Raw genomic sequence first — 16,403 nt, forward strand, 5'->3', positions numbered from 1 at the left:
TTTCCTATTTTCTTTTAATTAAAAATTAAGTGCCAAATTTTAGGTATAAAAACAATCATACCCGTAATGAGTGCATAACAAGAAACCACTAAAACAGCTCCTGCAGCCATATCCTTGGCATTTTTAGCTAGCATCGAAAAGTGATAATTACTGGCCAAATCGACAACATTTTCAATGGCAGAATTAACAATCTCTAGGGCAATTACGAGAAAAACTGCCATCAAAAGAAAGAGCCATTCTGTCGCAGACACCCGAAAAATCAAGCCAGCCAATACCACCAAGATAGCTGAAACCAAGTGCTTGCGCATGTTACGTTCTTCTTTAAAAGCTGTGATAATCCCTGTTAGAGCAAACTCAAAACTAGCTGTAAATTCTCTGTTTTTCCACTTTTTTTGTGGGTTATTGTCGCGTAAGTCCATAAGCAGTCAAAATTTCTTCCTGTAATCCAAACATTTCCGCTTCTTCTTCTGGGGTGTAATGGTCGTAGCCATTGATGTGAAGAAAACCGTGAACAGCCAAGAAGCCCATCTCACGCTCGAAACTATGGCCATAATCCTCAGCTTGCTCGTGAGCCTTATCAACAGAAATAAAGAGTTCACCGATATAACTATCAAACTCTCCCATCATTTCAGCTAATTCAGGATTTTCAGCCAACTCTTCCTCATCAAAGCTAATGTCTAATTCAGGCTTATACTCCAAACTAATAACATCCGTTGGACGGTCCGTATCACGATATTCCAGGTTTAGCTCGTGGCTACGTTCGTTGGTTACAAATGTAACCGCCATTTCCTTGTCTTCCTTGCCAAGTCTTTGTGCTGCAAAATCTAGCAACTCCAAGGTTTGTTCTTTTAATTTCTCAGAGACTTGTCCAGTCTCATCAATCATTTCAATATACATAAGATACTTTAGGAACGGCTATGATCACTTCAAGCATAGAACCGCTCGCTTCCTTTCACTAACTCATTAGCTTTTTTATACAAATACTCAAATACATAGAATACTAGTCCAGAGTATTTTTGGTCTAATATTAATCATCTCATTATACCATAAGGACACAGAAAAAGCAGACTTAAGGCTAATTGTCTGCTTTTTGTAGGACGTCTCTGGGAAGCGTTACTTATCTAAATTATCCCTAAGACGTTGAATATGAATGGTTAAAAAGACTTGTTCGTCTAAACTCAGCTCAAAGACATAACTTGTCTTGATATATGCAGCAATCTTTTGGGTACAGATAAAGGACTCTGGATAATTTATCTTAACTTGTTCATATAGAAAAGCATCATTCTTGCCACCACTAACTCCACTCACAATACGTTGTGCTAGGTATTGGAGATGGGTCATAAAACGGTTATACGAGAAACTATCCTCCTCCAAATCATAACCAAAATGAAGACGGACAATGTCACTAATCCCAACCACAATTTGAGTCATCTGCCGGTCTTTTTCATGGAGACCTGCATCTTTTTGTGCATTAACAAAATGTAAAGCGACAGAGGCAGCCTCATCATCTTCCAACTGGACTTCTAAATCCTTGGCAATCAAACGAAGGGCTTGTTTCCCAATTTCATACTCCCGAGGATAAAATTTTCGAACCTCCCAAGCCAGAGGATTCTGCAAAGAAATACCCTCTCTACTTCTTTCAATAGCGTAATGTAGGTGGTCTGCAAGGGCAATGAAAAATGAGGGATCAAACTTGGTTTGCAGAACAGCCTCAGCAAAAGTAAGGATATTCAAAAAGACCTGCATTTCACCGTCAGGCAAATCGACATAAACACGAGACCATTCCTCTACTGCCTCTGTATTTTCCAAAACAAAAGTCTTTTCAATCTTTTCCTTATCAACAAGGTCTCCAACCCTCTTTTGAAAGCCGAGTCCCTTACCCATGACAATATATTCCACATTATTATCCAAAGCTTGGACAACATTGTTGTTTAAAACCTTTTCAATCTTCATCATGATTCCTCGTTATAAAAGCGCTTACTTTATTTTACCAAATTTTTAATGAGAAACCTATTTACTACAAACAAAAAGTGCTGGCCTGACCAACACCTCTTACTTATAATTCTGTTCGATTTTCGATAGCTCTTAGCAAGGTCACTTCATCAGCATACTCAATGTCAGAACCGACGGCCAAACCACGCGCTAAACGAGTCACCTTGATTCCTGCAGGTTTAAGGACACGAGAAATATACATAGAGGTTGCCTCACCATCTGCTGTTGCATTAGTGGCGATGATAACCTCGTCAACCTCGCTGTCCATAAGACGGGTAATCAAACTTTTCAGGTTAATATCGTCTGGCCCAACACCATTCATAGGGGAAATAAGCCCTTGAAGCACATGGTAGAGACCACGGTATTCCTGAATCTTTTCCATAGCTGAAACATCTTTGGAGTCTTCAACAACCAAAATCTTAGTACGGTCTCTAGTTTCATCGGTACAAATGTTACATGGATCATCATCTGTCAAACGACCACAGACCGAACAATAAGTCAATTCACGTTTTGCTGCCAAGAGGTTTTTTGCGAAATCATTGACATCTTCATCAGACATGCTAATGGTATAAAAAGCTAGGCGTGTCGCTGTTTTAGCCCCAATTCCAGGGAGTTTTGAAAAGCTATCAATCAGCTTCGCAATTGGAGTAGGATAAAGCATGAAGGCCTCCTGTTCTTTATATTTTTTTATTCATCACTTATCTTTTGTCACTTTCATGGATAAGTCTTTACCCAAGAACAAATACTCAAACACTATATCACAGAAAAATCCCTCGTGCAAGGCACAAGAGATTTTAGATATTTAGTGAGTATTTTGATAAAGCTCCATGATAGATTTTACCGCATTTTGTTGGGCCTTGCTCTTAGAATCTAGAGCGTGTGGATACATAATACCTACAGCCAGCTTAGTGCCATCTTTGGCAGTCGCATAGGCAACCGCATTAAGGTTAACCGTTGTTACAGAATTACCGGAACCATCCGTCGCATATGTTTCGGCTGTCCCTGTTTTACCACTAATCGGAATGATAGAACTTGCCATAGCTTTACCAGTCGCAAGGCTAGAGCCAGAATTGACCACATCATTGAAACCTTGTTGGATAAGGCCTAATTGCTCAGAATCGAGAGGTAAGGTATTTAATACACGTGTATCTACCGTTGAAGCTAGAGTTCCTAGACTACCATTAGCTCCTGCATCGTAGATACCTCCAACAATATGGGGTGCTACACGTTTACCACCATTGGCAATTGAAGCAACATACTGAGCCAGCTGAATGGTTGTATAAGAGTCGTACTGACCAAAGGCCTCTGTCAAGACGTTGGCTACATTGTAATTCTTAGAAATGTAACCTTCTGATTCTCCAGGTAAATCAAGTCCTGTAGACACCCCCATACCAAAATCAGCATAGGTGTCACGAAGCGTCGTCATGGCCTTATCCATATTGTCAGTCGACAAGGCCATACCTGGAACATACTGTTGGCCAAGTAGTTTAATTGCAATCTGCACCATATAGGTATTTGATGAGTATTCTAGAGCCTGTGTCGCGGTAATAGCACGGCTACCTTGATCTGTAAACCAAGATGTGATAGGGGCTGAACCGGCAATGTTGATGGGTTGGTCAGTCAAGACCTGATTTCCATAAATGGCACCTGAACGCCAACCAGCAGTTAAGGTTGCTCCCTTAACAACAGATCCTGGGATGAAGACATCAGTGATTGTTCCTAAGGCATTGGCCTTAAAATCTTGTGCTCCTTGTTCATGTTTTTGCCCTGCCATAGCAAGTACAGCACCAGTGTCAGCATTCATAACCACTGCATACATTCCTTCAGAATAGGTTGCTTTATTCTCTGAAATTTCTGAAGAAAGCTGTTGACCTAGGATATCTTCAACTCCTTTTTGGAAATCAAGGTCGATGGTCAACTGCAGATTGTTCCCCTTGCTGCCCTTTTGAGTGATTTTATCACTAGCAACTTCGCCTTCCTTGTCTACTGTAATCTCACGAACAGTATGTTTTCCTTGTAGTTTCTCTTCATATTCTTTTTCTAGATAGGACGTTCCTACACGGTCATTAAGGGCATACCCTTTTTTGAGGTACTCCTTGGCATCTTCTTGTGGCAAACCTGCTTCTGAACTTGAGACTTTCCCGATAAGAGGTGACAAGGCTGAATCAACCGTATGACGTTCCCAATCCTTAGCAACCGTAATACCATTGAGTTCCTTCTGTTTAGCTGCTACAATCGCAATTTGTTCAGGCGTCAAGTCTCCTGTTTTCAATGTAACTGTTGAGAAATTAGAAACAGCATTCATCTGTGAGTAAATGTAGACAATCTTAAGCTCATCCTCAGAGTAATCCACTGCTTCATCAGGAACTGCATCAACAGCATTGTTGTAAATAGTAGCTTCAGCTAATTTATTACCAAATTTATCTGTTTTCTTGTCGTTTGGAAGATCATTAACAACACGCTTATAAGTGGCAGAGTCCGCTAGATAGAAATCTCGTTTTTGACGTGCTGTTACCTTCGTTTCCGTCAGAGTCACCATGGTCGCCAACTTTTCAGCGACCTTCTTCATCGTATCTGATGACACCAAATTGCTACGTGTGAAGGTGATAACATCCTTACTCTGGTTGGTCGTGAGGGCAACCCCTTTAGCATCAAAGATTTGCCCACGTTCGCTTGCAATCCTAACTGTATACTTAGAATTATCCTCTAATTTCTTCGTATAAAACGATTTGTTATAAACCTGCATATAGGTCAAACGTGCAAAAAGCAACAAAAAAAGGACAAAGACTACACCAAAAAGCAAGTAAACACGACGGGAGATGCTTACTGGCTTTCTAGGTTTATTCGCTCGTTTTTCTTTTCGTTTTTGGCGCCGTTTTTCCCATTTTTGACTGAGTTTTTTCGAAAATAATGTCACTTTTTTTCCTCTATATTCTCATAAAAATTCTCTTTTATTTTATCACAAATAAGCTTTAGCAAACTTAAAAAAATGTCGAAATCTAAAAAAACTTGCCTCACTATAAGACATGTTTTTTAGATTATAATGACAACTTTTTCATCCAGCTAGGAATGGCTTTACTGATATGAGTCGGTAAAACCACATAGGCATTTTTAGCCAAATCATCTGCGATAGCTGAGTGAAGCCAGACAGCAACTGTAACTGCTTTATAGGAGTCAACCGAAGCGAATTGGACCAGAAAACCAGTAATCATACCAGCCAAAGTATCTCCCATGCCTCCTGTGGCTTGATAGGGGCCACCAACTTCTAAATGAGCTACTGTTTCACCTTGATAGACAGCGGTCTTGTGACTCTTGGCAACTAGGATTGTCCCAGCTTGGAACTCTCCCAAGGCTTTCTGGGTGTTAGAGACTGTCTGCTCTGGAATCCTTAAACCAGACAAACGTTCCCATTCTTTTTGATGCGGGGTGAGAGTAAGGTGACAATCTGGTAAGTCCTTCTTAGTCTTCTTAGCCAAAAGATTAAGAGCTGAGCCATCAACAACCAAGTTCTGATCTGCCTTAATATTTGCTAGAACCAAATCCATAGCTTGTCTAGCTACACCATCCTCACCTAGGCCAGAACCGATTAATACCACATCAGCTGCCCTAAGATTATCAAGAAATCTTTCAGTCTCTCTAAGGTCAAAAGCCATGGCTTCAGGGAGATGGGCATGAAGGGCTGTGATGTTGTCACGATCCGTAGCCACTGTGACCAGGCCTGCCCCACTATTGACACAAGCTATGGCAGCCATAATGATGGCACCACCATAAGGGTAAAGCCCACCAACTAAAAGCACTCGACCGTAAGAACCCTTATGGGACTCTCTCAAGCGAGGTTTTATCACTTGCCTAGCTAAATCGTCATCAACTTTCATAAACTATCCTTTCGCACTACGAAGAGCAGCTTGATAGGTCTGTTCCATAAGCATGGTAATGGTCATAGGGCCTACACCACCTGGAACAGGCGTGATCATGCCAACCTTATCTTTCACTTGATCAAAATCAACGTCACCACAAAGTTTGCCTTCTTCATCACGGTTGATTCCCACATCAATGACAACAGCACCCTCTTTGACATAGTCTTCTGTTACAAATTTTGCACGTCCAATAGCTACAATCAAGACATCTGCCTTGCTGCAAACCTTAGCCAAATTCGGTGTTCGTGAGTGGGTCAAGGTAACTGTAGCATTTTTTTCCAAAAGAAGCTGAGCCATAGGTTTACCAACAATGTTACTACGTCCGATAATAACCGCTGTCTTACCTTCTAATTCAACATTGTACTCACGAAGGATTTCCATAATCCCAGCAGGTGTACAAGGTACCATTTGACGACGACCATTCCAAAGATTACCAGTATTCATAGGATGGAAACCATCGACATCTTTTTTAGGATCAATAGCCAAAAGAATACGCATTTCATTAATATGATTTGGCAATGGCAACTGAACCAAAATACCATGGAATAGCGGATCCTGGTTATATTGTTCAATAACCTCAATCAATTCTTCCTCACTAATACTCTCAGAAAGATTGATCGTCTGGCTATGGAAGCCAGCTTTTTTAGCAGCACGTTCCTTATTACGCACATAAACCTGACTGGCAGGGTTATCACCAACCATGATTACCACTAGTCCAGGCACAATCCATTCATTTTCTTTAAGACGTGCTACCTTTTCTTGCAATTGATCCTGCATTTTAGCAGCTAGGGCCTTACCATCCATTATTATCGCCATGGGTGTTCTCCAATACATACTTTTTTTCAATTATACCATAGTGAGAGCTCTTTGTGACTAAATTTTCTAAATTTTCAAAAAGACATCTTAAATACGAAACTAAAAAAGCTGGAATCACCTTCCAACTTTTTTCTGATTATGCTTAGTGACTAGTCCACAAAACCATTTTGCTGACTCCAGCCCTTAATAACCTTCAAGGTCTTCTGCTGGAATTTGCCACTTTCATACATGTGATCTGCACCCGTTAAGGAGACAAGAACGGAATCACGGTAGTTCTTAGCCGTTCTTCTGGCAATATTAGGATGAGTCATCTTATCCTTAGTCCCAGAAATGACGAGAACAGGACATGAAATCTGACTAAAGTCAACGTAAGCTGCTTTTGTCTTATCAAACCAATGAAGAGCCATCTGAGTATAAACTTTTCCTGATTCAGGAACCAGATCAGCAAAAACTTCCTCTTTCAAAGATTCCTCTTGTTCATTCATGCAATACTTGAAAAACTCCTTTTTATACGGAGGCATGGCTTTTTTCCAAAATCCCCAACGTAAAAAGTGTTTGCCAAAACAAGCTAACATGGTTGGATAAAAGGCAAAAATATCTGCTGTTGGTGCTGGTCCCATGAGAATCATACCAGCTACTTCTGTTTTTTCGGCAACCATCTGAGCCACTAAACACCCTAAAGAGTGTCCCAAGATAAGTGGTGGTTGGTCAAGACTTTCAATCAAAGCCACTAAATCATCTCGATAGTCCTGCAGGGTAACAGTCCCAACCTTAGCTAGGCACTCTTGATAAGGTAGGTCATGGTAACGAAAGCTAGGTGTATGCACCTTATATCCCATTTGACGTAGACCTGTCGCAAATTCTCCCCAAACATTGCCATCACACCAGGTCCCATGAATTAGGACAATCTCTTTGTTCAAAACCATTCCTTATACATCTCCCTTTTTTGTTAAAAATTTAGATTATTTATCTATCTTATAGTATCACACTTCCAACCTAGATACCTTTATACATTTCTTACAATCGTAAGAAAATGGTCTCTTAAACGAATAAGAGACCATTTTTCTATATATTATTTTATTAGCGATTAGCCTTATGCATTTCTTCCTTAACCGGACAAGAACACTCGCAATCGCCACAAGAGCCTTTTCCTTTGATATAGTGACGGATGCCAAGACCGGCTAAAGCAAAAATAATGAAAGCAATGATAAAGGTAGACATAACAATTCCTCCTAAACCTAAATATGAGCTTCTCGAAGATTATCCAAGCTAATGATTTGATCCTTAATCTGACGTGGTTTACGAACAACAAAGTAAATCATCGTTACTAAAAGTAAGAAAGCAACAAAAGTCCAAATCGTCATTGACTTGCCGTACAGGATAACTTGACCAAACTGGTAAAGGATTAAACTCACACAATAAGCTAGACCTGTTTGGAAACCGATAGCCCCAACTGTCCATTTCAGATTGGCCATTTCACGCTTAATAGCTCCAATAGCCGCAAAACATGGCGCACAAAGCAAGTTAAAAATCAAGAAGGAATAGGCAGCTAAGGAAGAATAATCTCCTCGTAGAGCCGCAGCCAGACCCGCCTCACTGCTATTATGATAGAGAATACCAAAGGTGGCAACAACGGTCTCCTTGGCAGCTAAACCTGTGAGAGCCGCAACTGTTGCCTTCCAATTTCCAAATCCGAGTGGGTCAAAAATCCAAGACAAGCCCTTCCCTATAGTCGCCAAAATGCTAACTTCCGTATCTACAGTATGTAGGGTAAAGTTGTAGTTAGACATAAACCAGATAAGAACCGTCAAACTGAAAATGATGGTTCCCGCACGTTTGACAAAACTCATAGCCTTACCAAAGGCATAACGCAAGACCGACATGGCTTTAGGCCAGTGGTAGGCAGGCAATTCCATAATAAACGGACTGGTTAAACCACCCAAAAAACTCGTCTTTTTGAGGGCAATACCTGATAGGATAATAGCAGCCATCCCAATAAAATAGGTACTTGGTGCTACTAAAGAATTACTAGGGAAGAAAGCTCCAGCAATCAAGGCAATAATTTCTAACTTGGCCGAACAAGGCATGAAGGTTGTCGTCATAATGGTAATGCGACGGTCCCTTTCATTTTCAATGGTTCGACTAGACATAACCGCTGGTACCCCACAACCTGTAGAAATCAACATAGGAATAAAGGATTTCCCAGAAAGTCCAAAACGACGGAAAATACGGTCCATAACAAAGGCAATACGACTCATATATCCAATGTCCTCAAGCACACCCAAACAGATAAAGAGCACAAAAATTTGAGGAAGGAATCCTAGTACTGTCCCAATCCCAGCGACAATCCCATCAACAATCAAAGATTTAAGCCAGTCCTGAACTTGAAGATAGTCAAGACCAGAAGTTACCAAATCTGGAACATACTTACCAAAAAGCACATCGTTAGCCCAGTCTGTCCACATGGTACCAACGGTCTGAATAGATAAGAAATAAACCAAATACATAACTGCTGCGAAAATTGGCAAGGCCAAAATACGATTGGTAACAATTCTATCAATCTTATCTGACAAGGTCAGGGCAAAATCTTCTGTATGACTTTGAGCCATCTGACAAACTCGTTCGATAAAGGCATAACGCTCATTAATGACAATTGACTCCGCATCTTCTGTGAAAACTTCCTCAGTGATTCGAATGATGTCTTTGATTTCTTTTCGTTGGAATGGGGACAAGTCTAGCTCAGCCTCAACTAAAGCATCGTGTTCAAAGAGTTTAATGGCGTAAAAACGCGCAGACCTTTGCGGCACCGAATTTCCCAAGACTTCCAAAATTTGTGAGATGGCAGCTTCTAATTTATCGTCATAAATTGGAAAGGCAATATCAGCAACTGTAGAGGTTGTCGTATGAGCCGCCCTCTTCACAACCTGATCAACACCAGTTTGCTTGAGAGCACTAGTGGCTACTACTGGTACGCCTAAATGATAAGATAATTTATCAACATTAATCTGCTTTCCCTGAGCCTCTAGAACATCACTCATGTTAAGCGCTAAAGTGACTGGAATACCTGTCTCAATCAACTGCGTTGTCAGATAAAGGTTACGCTCCAAATTTGTCGCATCGACTACATTTAAAATGCTGTCGGCCCTTTGGCTCAACAAATAGTCACGCGCCACCTTTTCTTCAGGACTATAGGGTGACATTGAGTAAATCCCTGGTAAATCCTGGATTACTAAATCTTTATTCTTTTTGACCAGCCCACTTTTTCGTTCTACAGTAACACCCGGCCAGTTACCAACACGCTGATTGTTCCCTGTTATCAGGTTGAATAAACTGGTTTTACCACTATTAGGATTACCTATTAACGCAATTTCTGTCATTTTTCCTCTCCCTCGTCCAGCATGACCACACTAATCATTTGCGCTTCCGACTTGCGTAGGGTTAATTCATACCCTCTCAAACTAATTTCTAGAGGATCTCCCAAAGGGGCTACCTTACGCAACAACACCCGAGTACGCTTTGTAATTCCCATATCCATAAGACGTCGTTTGGTTTCGTTTGCTGAAAAAATATCAGTAACGATAGCCGAACGTCCAACTGGTAATTCAGAAAGAGGTATCTTTTCCTGATCTTCCTCGGCAGGTGCCAAATCAATCTTATCTAGAATCGAAGCATCAAAGGCTAAGCGACTCCCTTTAACGATAATAATAGCACTGTTCTTGGTCTTAGTTACCACCTCAATCGTTTCACCGGCAGCCAACCCTAGGTTAGATAAGTGCAAAAGACTATCCTTAGGGAGGTTAATGCCAAGAATCCGGTAAGGCGTTTTTAAGGCCGCATCATATATGAGCATATTTCTTGACCTACTTTATTATTTTTGATATGGCATCATTATAGCATATTTATCCATCTTTTCCGCAATATTATCCTAAACAAGAATGATTCTAGAAAAGCAGAACACACAAAGAAAAGGCTGGAACTTTTCCAGCCTTCACAAACAATGTATACATACTTAATGAATATCTTACAAAACTTTACTCAAGAAATCCTTGGTACGATCTTCCTTAGTATTGTCGAAGATCTCTTGTGGTGTGCCTTCTTCGACAATGACACCGCCATCCATAAAGATGACACGATCTGCCACTTCATAAGCAAAGCCCATTTCGTGGGTAACGATTGCCATTGTCATCCCTGACTTAGCAAGGTCCTGCATAACTGATAGAACTTCACCAACCATTTCTGGGTCAAGGGCTGATGTTGGTTCGTCAAATAAGAGAACGTCTGGATCCATAGCCAAACCACGTGCGATAGCGATACGTTGTTGCTGACCACCTGATAAACTTGTTGGGTAGGCATCTGCCTTATCTTTCAAGCCAACCTTTTCTAAAAGTTCCATAGCCTTTGCTTCTGCATCAGCTTTAGAAACACCCTTAGTCTTAATTGGTGACAAGGTGATATTTTCTTTAACTGTCATATTAGGGAAGAGGTTAAACTGTTGGAAAACCATTCCCATCTTCTCACGCATTTTGAAAATGTCGTTATTTTTATCTGTAATATCCACACCTTCAAAGGAAATAACACCTTTTGTAGGTTTCTCAAGCAAGTTCATTGAACGTAGGAAGGTCGATTTTCCTGATCCTGAAGGACCGATGATAACCACTACCTCACCCTTTTTAATATCTAGATCAATCCCTTTGAGAACTTCGTTCTTACCAAAATACTTGTGAAGATTTTTAATCTCAATAATTGTTTCTGCCATTATTTACGTCCCTCCCCAAGTCGTTTTTCCATTTGTTTCAAGAGTGCCGTCATAGCCGTTGTCACAATCAAATAATAGAAGGCTGCGAACAAGAGCGGCGTTAAGGTCAAGTAGGTTGTTGTCGCAACAGTTTGTGCACCATTCCACAATTCCATAACCCCGATGGTTTGCAAGAGCGAACTATCCTTGATAATAGTAACAAACTCGTTACCCAAGGCAGGCAAGATATTTTTAATGGCTTGAGGCAAGACCACATAACGCATGGTATTCCATGGACGGATACCAAGTGAGTAGGCAGCTTCAACCTGACCTTTAGGAATAGACTCGATACCTGCACGCACACTCTCAGAAATATAAGCACCACTGTTCAAAGAAAGGACGATAATACCTGGAACGATACGTGACAAATCAAGGTTCAAAATGCCAAACTGAACAGTTGGAAGATTCATGTGGATGAGGTTAAAAGCAATCATAATCTGTACAACCATAGGAGTCCCACGGAAAACCCAAACATAAAGGCTTACCAACCACTCCAAAGGTTTGATTCCAGAACGCTTGGCCAAGGATACCAAAACTCCAAGGATGGTTCCGAAGAAGACCACGCAGACCGAAATCATAATTGTTACTAAGACACCATAGTTAAAGTAAGACCAAAACTGTGGTAGAAATGAAAAATTCATCTAGATACTCCTTACTAATATTCTTCAATATTATATCAGAAGACTGTATAATAATAAAGTATTTTCTTATAAATGCGATATTTCAGTATAAAAACTAAGTTATAGACCTAGCTAGCAAAACTCTTAAGCAATACACCTCATGTATTTCCAAGATGACACCACGCCAAAAACTTTGCCAATGAGTTGAAACACTGCCTGTTTTGACAAGCCATACAAGCATCACCCCATGCTTTCATCCTGATAAAAATGCCTGAAACTCGATAGTTTCAGGCATTCTGATTTTTGGAACCTTGTAAAGTTCCAAAATAATTTATTAGTAAAGCAAATCGTAGATTTCCATTGCAATCAAGTCGATGCTATCAAATGAATAAGATTCACGTGCTTCAACATCACGCAATGTGAAAACTGGACCATTTTCAGGATCGTTGCTAAATGATACTTCGGCAACAACCACTCCTTCACGTTCAAAATTACGTTTCAAATTACCACCATCAGCCGCCATCATTTCAAGACGGTTAATGATTCTCACCAAATGTGATTCCATGTTATTTCTCCTATTAATTGTGTATTTCTTACTTATTTTATCACACTTATGGGAAAAATGGGGGAATTTTAGATATTTTTCAAGGAATTGTACATAATGGCCTTGATAGAATGCATACGATTCTCAGCTTCTTGGAAGATGATATCGCTGTATTTTTGGAAGACTTGATCGGTGATTTCTAATTCTGCCAAACCATATTTGTCATAGATTTCTTGCCCAATTTGGGTATTGAGATCATGAAAAGCTGGGAGACAGTGCATAACGATGACATCTGGATTTTCCGTCTTGGCAAGTAGGTCTTCACTAATTTGATAAGGCAGGAGTAAATCAATACGAGATTTAAAGTCTACTTCTTCACCCATAGATACCCAGACATCTGTATAAAGCATATCCACTCCCTTAACCTCTGAAATATCATCTGTAATGGTTAAATCGGCACCATTATTATGTTTCTGAGCTAGAGCTACAATTTCATCTTCGGGTTGCAGCACCTCTGGGGCAATAATCTTAACATTAACCCCTAAAATAGCCGAAGTAACCAAAAGTGAGTTGGCCATATTATTTCTACCATCTCCAATATAGGCAATAGTCAAGCCTTCCAAACTACCAAAACGCTCCTTCAAAGTCATGAAATCCGCAATCATTTGCGTTGGATGCCAGGTATCCGTCAAACCATTCCAGACCGGAACACCTGAGTACTTTGCCAAATCTTCGACATCTTCTTGCTTAAAACCACGGTATTCGATTCCATCAAACATAGAACCAAGCACCTTGGCTGTATCAACTACAGATTCCTTTTTACCTAACTGAATGTCTCCAGCACCAAGGTAGGTCACATTCATACCTAGGTCCTGACCAGCCACTGTAAAAGCTGAGCGGGTTCTTGTAGATGTTTTTTCAAAAATCAAGGCAATATTTAAGCCATCTAAATATTTATGCGGAATTCTTTCCTTCTTTAGCTGTTTAAATTTTATAGATAAATCGATTAACTCCTCAAGTTCCTGCTTAGTAAAGTCGATTTCTTTCAAAAATGATTTAGCTTGTGTCATAGGTATCTCTCTTTCGTTCTGAATAATATAAAATCATTATATAATATTTATACATTTTAGACAAGTGATTTTGAATTAAAATTCAATATTAGCACTCTTGTTGAGAGAGTGCCAAATCTAGATGCTTTTTACTTGCAATCTACCTTCCGCATGCTATAATGGAGACATAGATTTGACCTTTTTTGACCAAGATTGTTTTCAATAAAGGTCTTACCCAATTCAGATAGAAAAGAGGTACTGATATGCTCTGTCAAAACTGTAACCTTAATGAAGCTAGTATTCATTTGTATACCAATGTAAATGGTAATCAGCAACAAGTTGACCTCTGTCAAAATTGTTATAAAATCATGAAATCTGACCCAGAGAACCCACTCAATCAATTCAATCAAACAGGAGGTTCCAACTTCTTCGACGATTTCTTCAGCGACCTAAATAACTTCCGTTCTTCTAACGGCGATCTGCCCAATACACCTCCAACACAAGAAGGTGGTAACCGAGGAAATGGCGGCAATACACAGGGGCCAGGCCGTCCAGGAGGACCACGCCAACAAGCTCCTCAACAGCCCCAAGGTCTTCTCGAAGAGTTCGGCATTAACATCACTGACATCGCTCGTCGTGGAGACATTGATCCTGTTATTGGTCGTGACGAGGAAATCATTCGTGTCATCGAAATTCTTAACCGCCGTACCAAGAACAACCCCGTCCTCATCGGTGAACCCGGTGTCGGTAAGACTGCTGTTGTTGAAGGCCTAGCTCAAAAAATCGTTGACGGTAGCGTGCCACAAAAACTCCAAGGCAAACAAGTCATCCGTCTTGATGTGGTCAGCCTGGTTCAAGGGACTGGTATTCGTGGCCAATTTGAAGAACGCATGCAAAAACTCATGGAAGAAATTCGTCAACGTCAGGATGTTATCCTATTTATTGATGAAATCCATGAAATCGTAGGAGCTGGTAATGCTGGTGATGGCAATATGGATGCTGGAAACATCCTAAAACCCGCCCTTGCTCGTGGAGAACTTCAACTGGTCGGAGCAACTACACTCAACGAATACCGCATCATCGAAAAAGATGCTGCCCTAGAGCGTCGTATGCAACCAGTTAAGGTTGACGAACCAACGGTTGAGGAAACCATCACTATTTTGCGTGGTATTCAGCCTAAATATCAAGACTACCACCACGTCAAATATACAGACGAAGCTATTACTGCAGCTGCAGAATTGTCCAACCGCTACATTCAAGACCGTTTCTTACCAGACAAGGCCATCGACCTTCTTGATGAAGCAGGTTCTAAGATGAACTTGACCCTCAATTTTGTTGATCCTAAAGATATCGACAAACGTTTGATTGAGGCTGAAAACCTCAAGGCTCAAGCTACTCGTGACGAAGACTTTGAAAAAGCTGCCTATTTCCGTGATCAAATTGCCAAATACAAGGAAATGCAAAAACAAACCATCAAAGACCAAGATATGCCTGTCATCACAGAAAAACATATCGAAGCCATTGTGGAACAAAAAACCAATATTCCTGTCGGTGATTTGAAAGAAAAAGAACAATCACAACTTCTTAGTCTTGCTGATGATCTTAAATCACATGTTATTGGACAAGATGCTGCAGTTGATAAGATTGCCAAAGCTATCCGCCGTAATCGTGTTGGATTGGGTGCTCCAAACCGCCCAATTGGTAGCTTCCTCTTCGTAGGTCCTACAGGAGTCGGTAAAACTGAGCTCTCTAAACAATTGGCTATTGAACTCTTTGGTTCAGCTGACAGTATGATTCGTTTCGATATGTCAGAATACATGGAAAAACACGCCGTTGCCAAATTGGTCGGTGCCCCTCCAGGATATGTCGGTTACGACGAAGCTGGTCAGTTAACTGAAAAAGTCCGCCGTAATCCATATTCACTCATTCTTCTGGATGAGGTTGAAAAAGCCCACCCAGACGTTCTTCACATGTTCCTCCAAGTTCTTGACGACGGTCGCTTGACTGATGGTCAAGGGCGAACTGTAAGTTTCAAGGATACCATCATCATCATGACTTCAAATGCTGGTACAGGTAAAGTTGAAGCTAGCGTTGGGTTTGGAGCTGCCCGTGAAAATCGTACCAATTCTGTGCTTAACCAGCTTGGAGATTTCTTCAGCCCTGAATTCATGAACCGATTTGATGGTATTATCGAATTCTCTGCCCTTAGCAAGGAGAATCTCCTTACTATCGTTGACCTCATGCTTGATAATGTCAACCAACGCTTGGCTAATAACGGTATCCACCTCAGTGTAACTGAGAAAGTTAAGGAAAAATTGGTTGACCTTGGTTACGATCCTAAGATGGGGGCTCGACCACTACGTCGTACCATCCAGGACCATATTGAAGATGCTATTACTGACTTCTACCTTGAAAATCCAAATGAAAAAGATCTCAAGGCTGTCATGACTTCAAAAGGCCACATCACCATTAAGTCTGCTAAAAAAGCTGAAAAAACTGCTCAGAAAGCTGAGACAGCAAAAGAAACTGATTAAATAAAGAAACCAAGTCGCAATGACTTGGTTTCTTTATCGTTTCATTTCCTATTTTCAAATTTATCCCTAATTCTGCCTAAATCAATAGGAAAATGAGCAAAATTTTAGTATAATATAGGCAAATAAACGTAAGGAG

Annotated in this window: 16 protein-coding genes; 1 reads left to right on the forward strand and 15 read right to left on the reverse strand. The window is 40.6% G+C overall.

The window, feature by feature from the left end; translation table 11 throughout:
• Positions 1 to 14 precede the first annotated feature (14 nt).
• From NSQ79_RS07065 to argF, 15 genes are all read right to left on the reverse strand, one after another.
• On the reverse strand, positions 15 to 419 hold the full coding sequence (locus NSQ79_RS07065; protein ID WP_004182934.1) for a diacylglycerol kinase family protein: 405 nt from the start codon (positions 417 to 419) through the stop codon (positions 15 to 17).
• Positions 400 to 897, reverse strand: coding sequence for an rRNA maturation RNase YbeY (ybeY, locus tag NSQ79_RS07070; protein ID WP_002886021.1), 498 nt, complete (start codon positions 895 to 897; stop codon positions 400 to 402). Before ybeY ends, NSQ79_RS07065 begins: the two co-directional genes overlap by 20 nt.
• A gap of 216 nt (positions 898 to 1,113) precedes the next feature.
• Entirely contained in the window at positions 1,114 to 1,953 is an 840-nt protein-coding gene (locus NSQ79_RS07075; RefSeq protein WP_049528961.1) for a PRD domain-containing protein, read from the reverse strand.
• Between the two features lie 103 nt (positions 1,954 to 2,056).
• On the reverse strand, positions 2,057 to 2,653 hold the full coding sequence (gene recR / locus NSQ79_RS07080; RefSeq protein WP_002889030.1) for a recombination mediator RecR: 597 nt from the start codon (positions 2,651 to 2,653) through the stop codon (positions 2,057 to 2,059).
• Positions 2,654 to 2,794: 141 nt separating this feature from the next.
• Positions 2,795 to 4,909: a penicillin-binding protein PBP2B gene (pbp2b, locus tag NSQ79_RS07085; protein WP_049528957.1), complete on the reverse strand. Its 2,115-nt coding sequence runs from the start codon at positions 4,907 to 4,909 to the stop codon at positions 2,795 to 2,797.
• A gap of 121 nt (positions 4,910 to 5,030) precedes the next feature.
• Positions 5,031 to 5,867 carry an NAD(P)H-hydrate dehydratase gene (locus NSQ79_RS07090; RefSeq protein WP_045768965.1) on the reverse strand — a complete coding sequence of 279 codons (837 nt, stop codon included), beginning with the start codon at positions 5,865 to 5,867 and terminating at the stop codon, positions 5,031 to 5,033.
• 3 nt (positions 5,868 to 5,870) lie between these two features.
• Positions 5,871 to 6,725, reverse strand: a complete 855-nt coding sequence (locus NSQ79_RS07095) for a bifunctional methylenetetrahydrofolate dehydrogenase/methenyltetrahydrofolate cyclohydrolase (protein ID WP_049554162.1) — start codon at positions 6,723 to 6,725, stop codon at positions 5,871 to 5,873.
• A gap of 149 nt (positions 6,726 to 6,874) precedes the next feature.
• The gene (locus NSQ79_RS07100; protein WP_049528953.1) at positions 6,875 to 7,651 is read right to left on the reverse strand and encodes an alpha/beta hydrolase; all 777 of its coding nucleotides are present in this window, start codon (positions 7,649 to 7,651) and stop codon (positions 6,875 to 6,877) included.
• Positions 7,652 to 7,805: 154 nt separating this feature from the next.
• Positions 7,806 to 7,946: a FeoB-associated Cys-rich membrane protein gene (locus NSQ79_RS07105; protein WP_002890392.1), complete on the reverse strand. Its 141-nt coding sequence runs from the start codon at positions 7,944 to 7,946 to the stop codon at positions 7,806 to 7,808.
• Positions 7,947 to 7,963: 17 nt separating this feature from the next.
• Positions 7,964 to 10,102, reverse strand: a complete 2,139-nt coding sequence (gene feoB / locus NSQ79_RS07110) for a ferrous iron transport protein B (protein ID WP_004182940.1) — start codon at positions 10,100 to 10,102, stop codon at positions 7,964 to 7,966.
• Positions 10,099 to 10,575 carry a ferrous iron transport protein A gene (locus NSQ79_RS07115; RefSeq protein WP_037599232.1) on the reverse strand — a complete coding sequence of 159 codons (477 nt, stop codon included), beginning with the start codon at positions 10,573 to 10,575 and terminating at the stop codon, positions 10,099 to 10,101. Before NSQ79_RS07115 ends, feoB begins: the two co-directional genes overlap by 4 nt.
• Before the next feature lie 171 nt (positions 10,576 to 10,746).
• Positions 10,747 to 11,481, reverse strand: a complete 735-nt coding sequence (locus NSQ79_RS07120; RefSeq protein ID WP_013990918.1) for an amino acid ABC transporter ATP-binding protein — start codon at positions 11,479 to 11,481, stop codon at positions 10,747 to 10,749.
• A complete protein-coding gene (locus tag NSQ79_RS07125) occupies positions 11,481 to 12,161 on the reverse strand; it encodes an amino acid ABC transporter permease (protein WP_002886081.1) in 681 nt (226 codons plus the stop codon). Before NSQ79_RS07125 ends, NSQ79_RS07120 begins: the two co-directional genes overlap by 1 nt.
• Positions 12,162 to 12,474: 313 nt before the next feature.
• Complete coding sequence (locus NSQ79_RS07130; protein WP_002885970.1) at positions 12,475 to 12,705, reverse strand: DUF1797 family protein; 231 nt, start codon at positions 12,703 to 12,705, stop codon at positions 12,475 to 12,477.
• A gap of 68 nt (positions 12,706 to 12,773) precedes the next feature.
• Complete coding sequence (argF, locus tag NSQ79_RS07135) at positions 12,774 to 13,754, reverse strand: ornithine carbamoyltransferase (RefSeq protein WP_049528950.1); 981 nt, start codon at positions 13,752 to 13,754, stop codon at positions 12,774 to 12,776.
• 242 nt (positions 13,755 to 13,996) lie between these two features.
• On the opposite strand from argF, the gene NSQ79_RS07140 reads away from it, so the two are divergent.
• Positions 13,997 to 16,267, forward strand: coding sequence for an ATP-dependent Clp protease ATP-binding subunit (locus NSQ79_RS07140; protein ID WP_037620401.1), 2,271 nt, complete (start codon positions 13,997 to 13,999; stop codon positions 16,265 to 16,267).
• Positions 16,268 to 16,403 lie beyond the last annotated feature (136 nt).

The sequence above is a fragment of the Streptococcus sp. FSL W7-1342 genome (assembly GCF_037966635.1).
Classification (GTDB): domain Bacteria; phylum Bacillota; class Bacilli; order Lactobacillales; family Streptococcaceae; genus Streptococcus; species Streptococcus salivarius_D.

Excerpts from the sequence above, each read along its gene's own strand:
- NSQ79_RS07065 (WP_004182934.1), bottom strand. The coding sequence starts at position 419 with ATGGACTTACGCGACAATAACCCACAAAAAAAGTGGAAAAACAGAGAA.
- ybeY (WP_002886021.1), bottom strand. The coding sequence starts at position 897 with ATGTATATTGAAATGATTGATGAGACTGGACAAGTCTCTGAGAAATTA.
- NSQ79_RS07075 (WP_049528961.1), bottom strand. The coding sequence starts at position 1,953 with ATGAAGATTGAAAAGGTTTTAAACAACAATGTTGTCCAAGCTTTGGAT.
- recR (WP_002889030.1), bottom strand. The coding sequence starts at position 2,653 with ATGCTTTATCCTACTCCAATTGCGAAGCTGATTGATAGCTTTTCAAAA.
- NSQ79_RS07090 (WP_045768965.1), bottom strand. The coding sequence starts at position 5,867 with ATGAAAGTTGATGACGATTTAGCTAGGCAAGTGATAAAACCTCGCTTG.
- NSQ79_RS07095 (WP_049554162.1), bottom strand. The coding sequence starts at position 6,725 with ATGGCGATAATAATGGATGGTAAGGCCCTAGCTGCTAAAATGCAGGAT.
- NSQ79_RS07100 (WP_049528953.1), bottom strand. The coding sequence starts at position 7,651 with ATGGTTTTGAACAAAGAGATTGTCCTAATTCATGGGACCTGGTGTGAT.
- NSQ79_RS07105 (WP_002890392.1), bottom strand. The coding sequence starts at position 7,946 with ATGTCTACCTTTATCATTGCTTTCATTATTTTTGCTTTAGCCGGTCTT.
- feoB (WP_004182940.1), bottom strand. The coding sequence starts at position 10,102 with ATGACAGAAATTGCGTTAATAGGTAATCCTAATAGTGGTAAAACCAGT.
- NSQ79_RS07115 (WP_037599232.1), bottom strand. The coding sequence starts at position 10,575 with ATGCTCATATATGATGCGGCCTTAAAAACGCCTTACCGGATTCTTGGC.
- NSQ79_RS07120 (WP_013990918.1), bottom strand. The coding sequence starts at position 11,481 with ATGGCAGAAACAATTATTGAGATTAAAAATCTTCACAAGTATTTTGGT.
- NSQ79_RS07125 (WP_002886081.1), bottom strand. The coding sequence starts at position 12,161 with ATGAATTTTTCATTTCTACCACAGTTTTGGTCTTACTTTAACTATGGT.
- NSQ79_RS07130 (WP_002885970.1), bottom strand. The coding sequence starts at position 12,705 with ATGGAATCACATTTGGTGAGAATCATTAACCGTCTTGAAATGATGGCG.
- argF (WP_049528950.1), bottom strand. The coding sequence starts at position 13,754 with ATGACACAAGCTAAATCATTTTTGAAAGAAATCGACTTTACTAAGCAG.
- NSQ79_RS07140 (WP_037620401.1), top strand. The coding sequence starts at position 13,997 with ATGCTCTGTCAAAACTGTAACCTTAATGAAGCTAGTATTCATTTGTAT.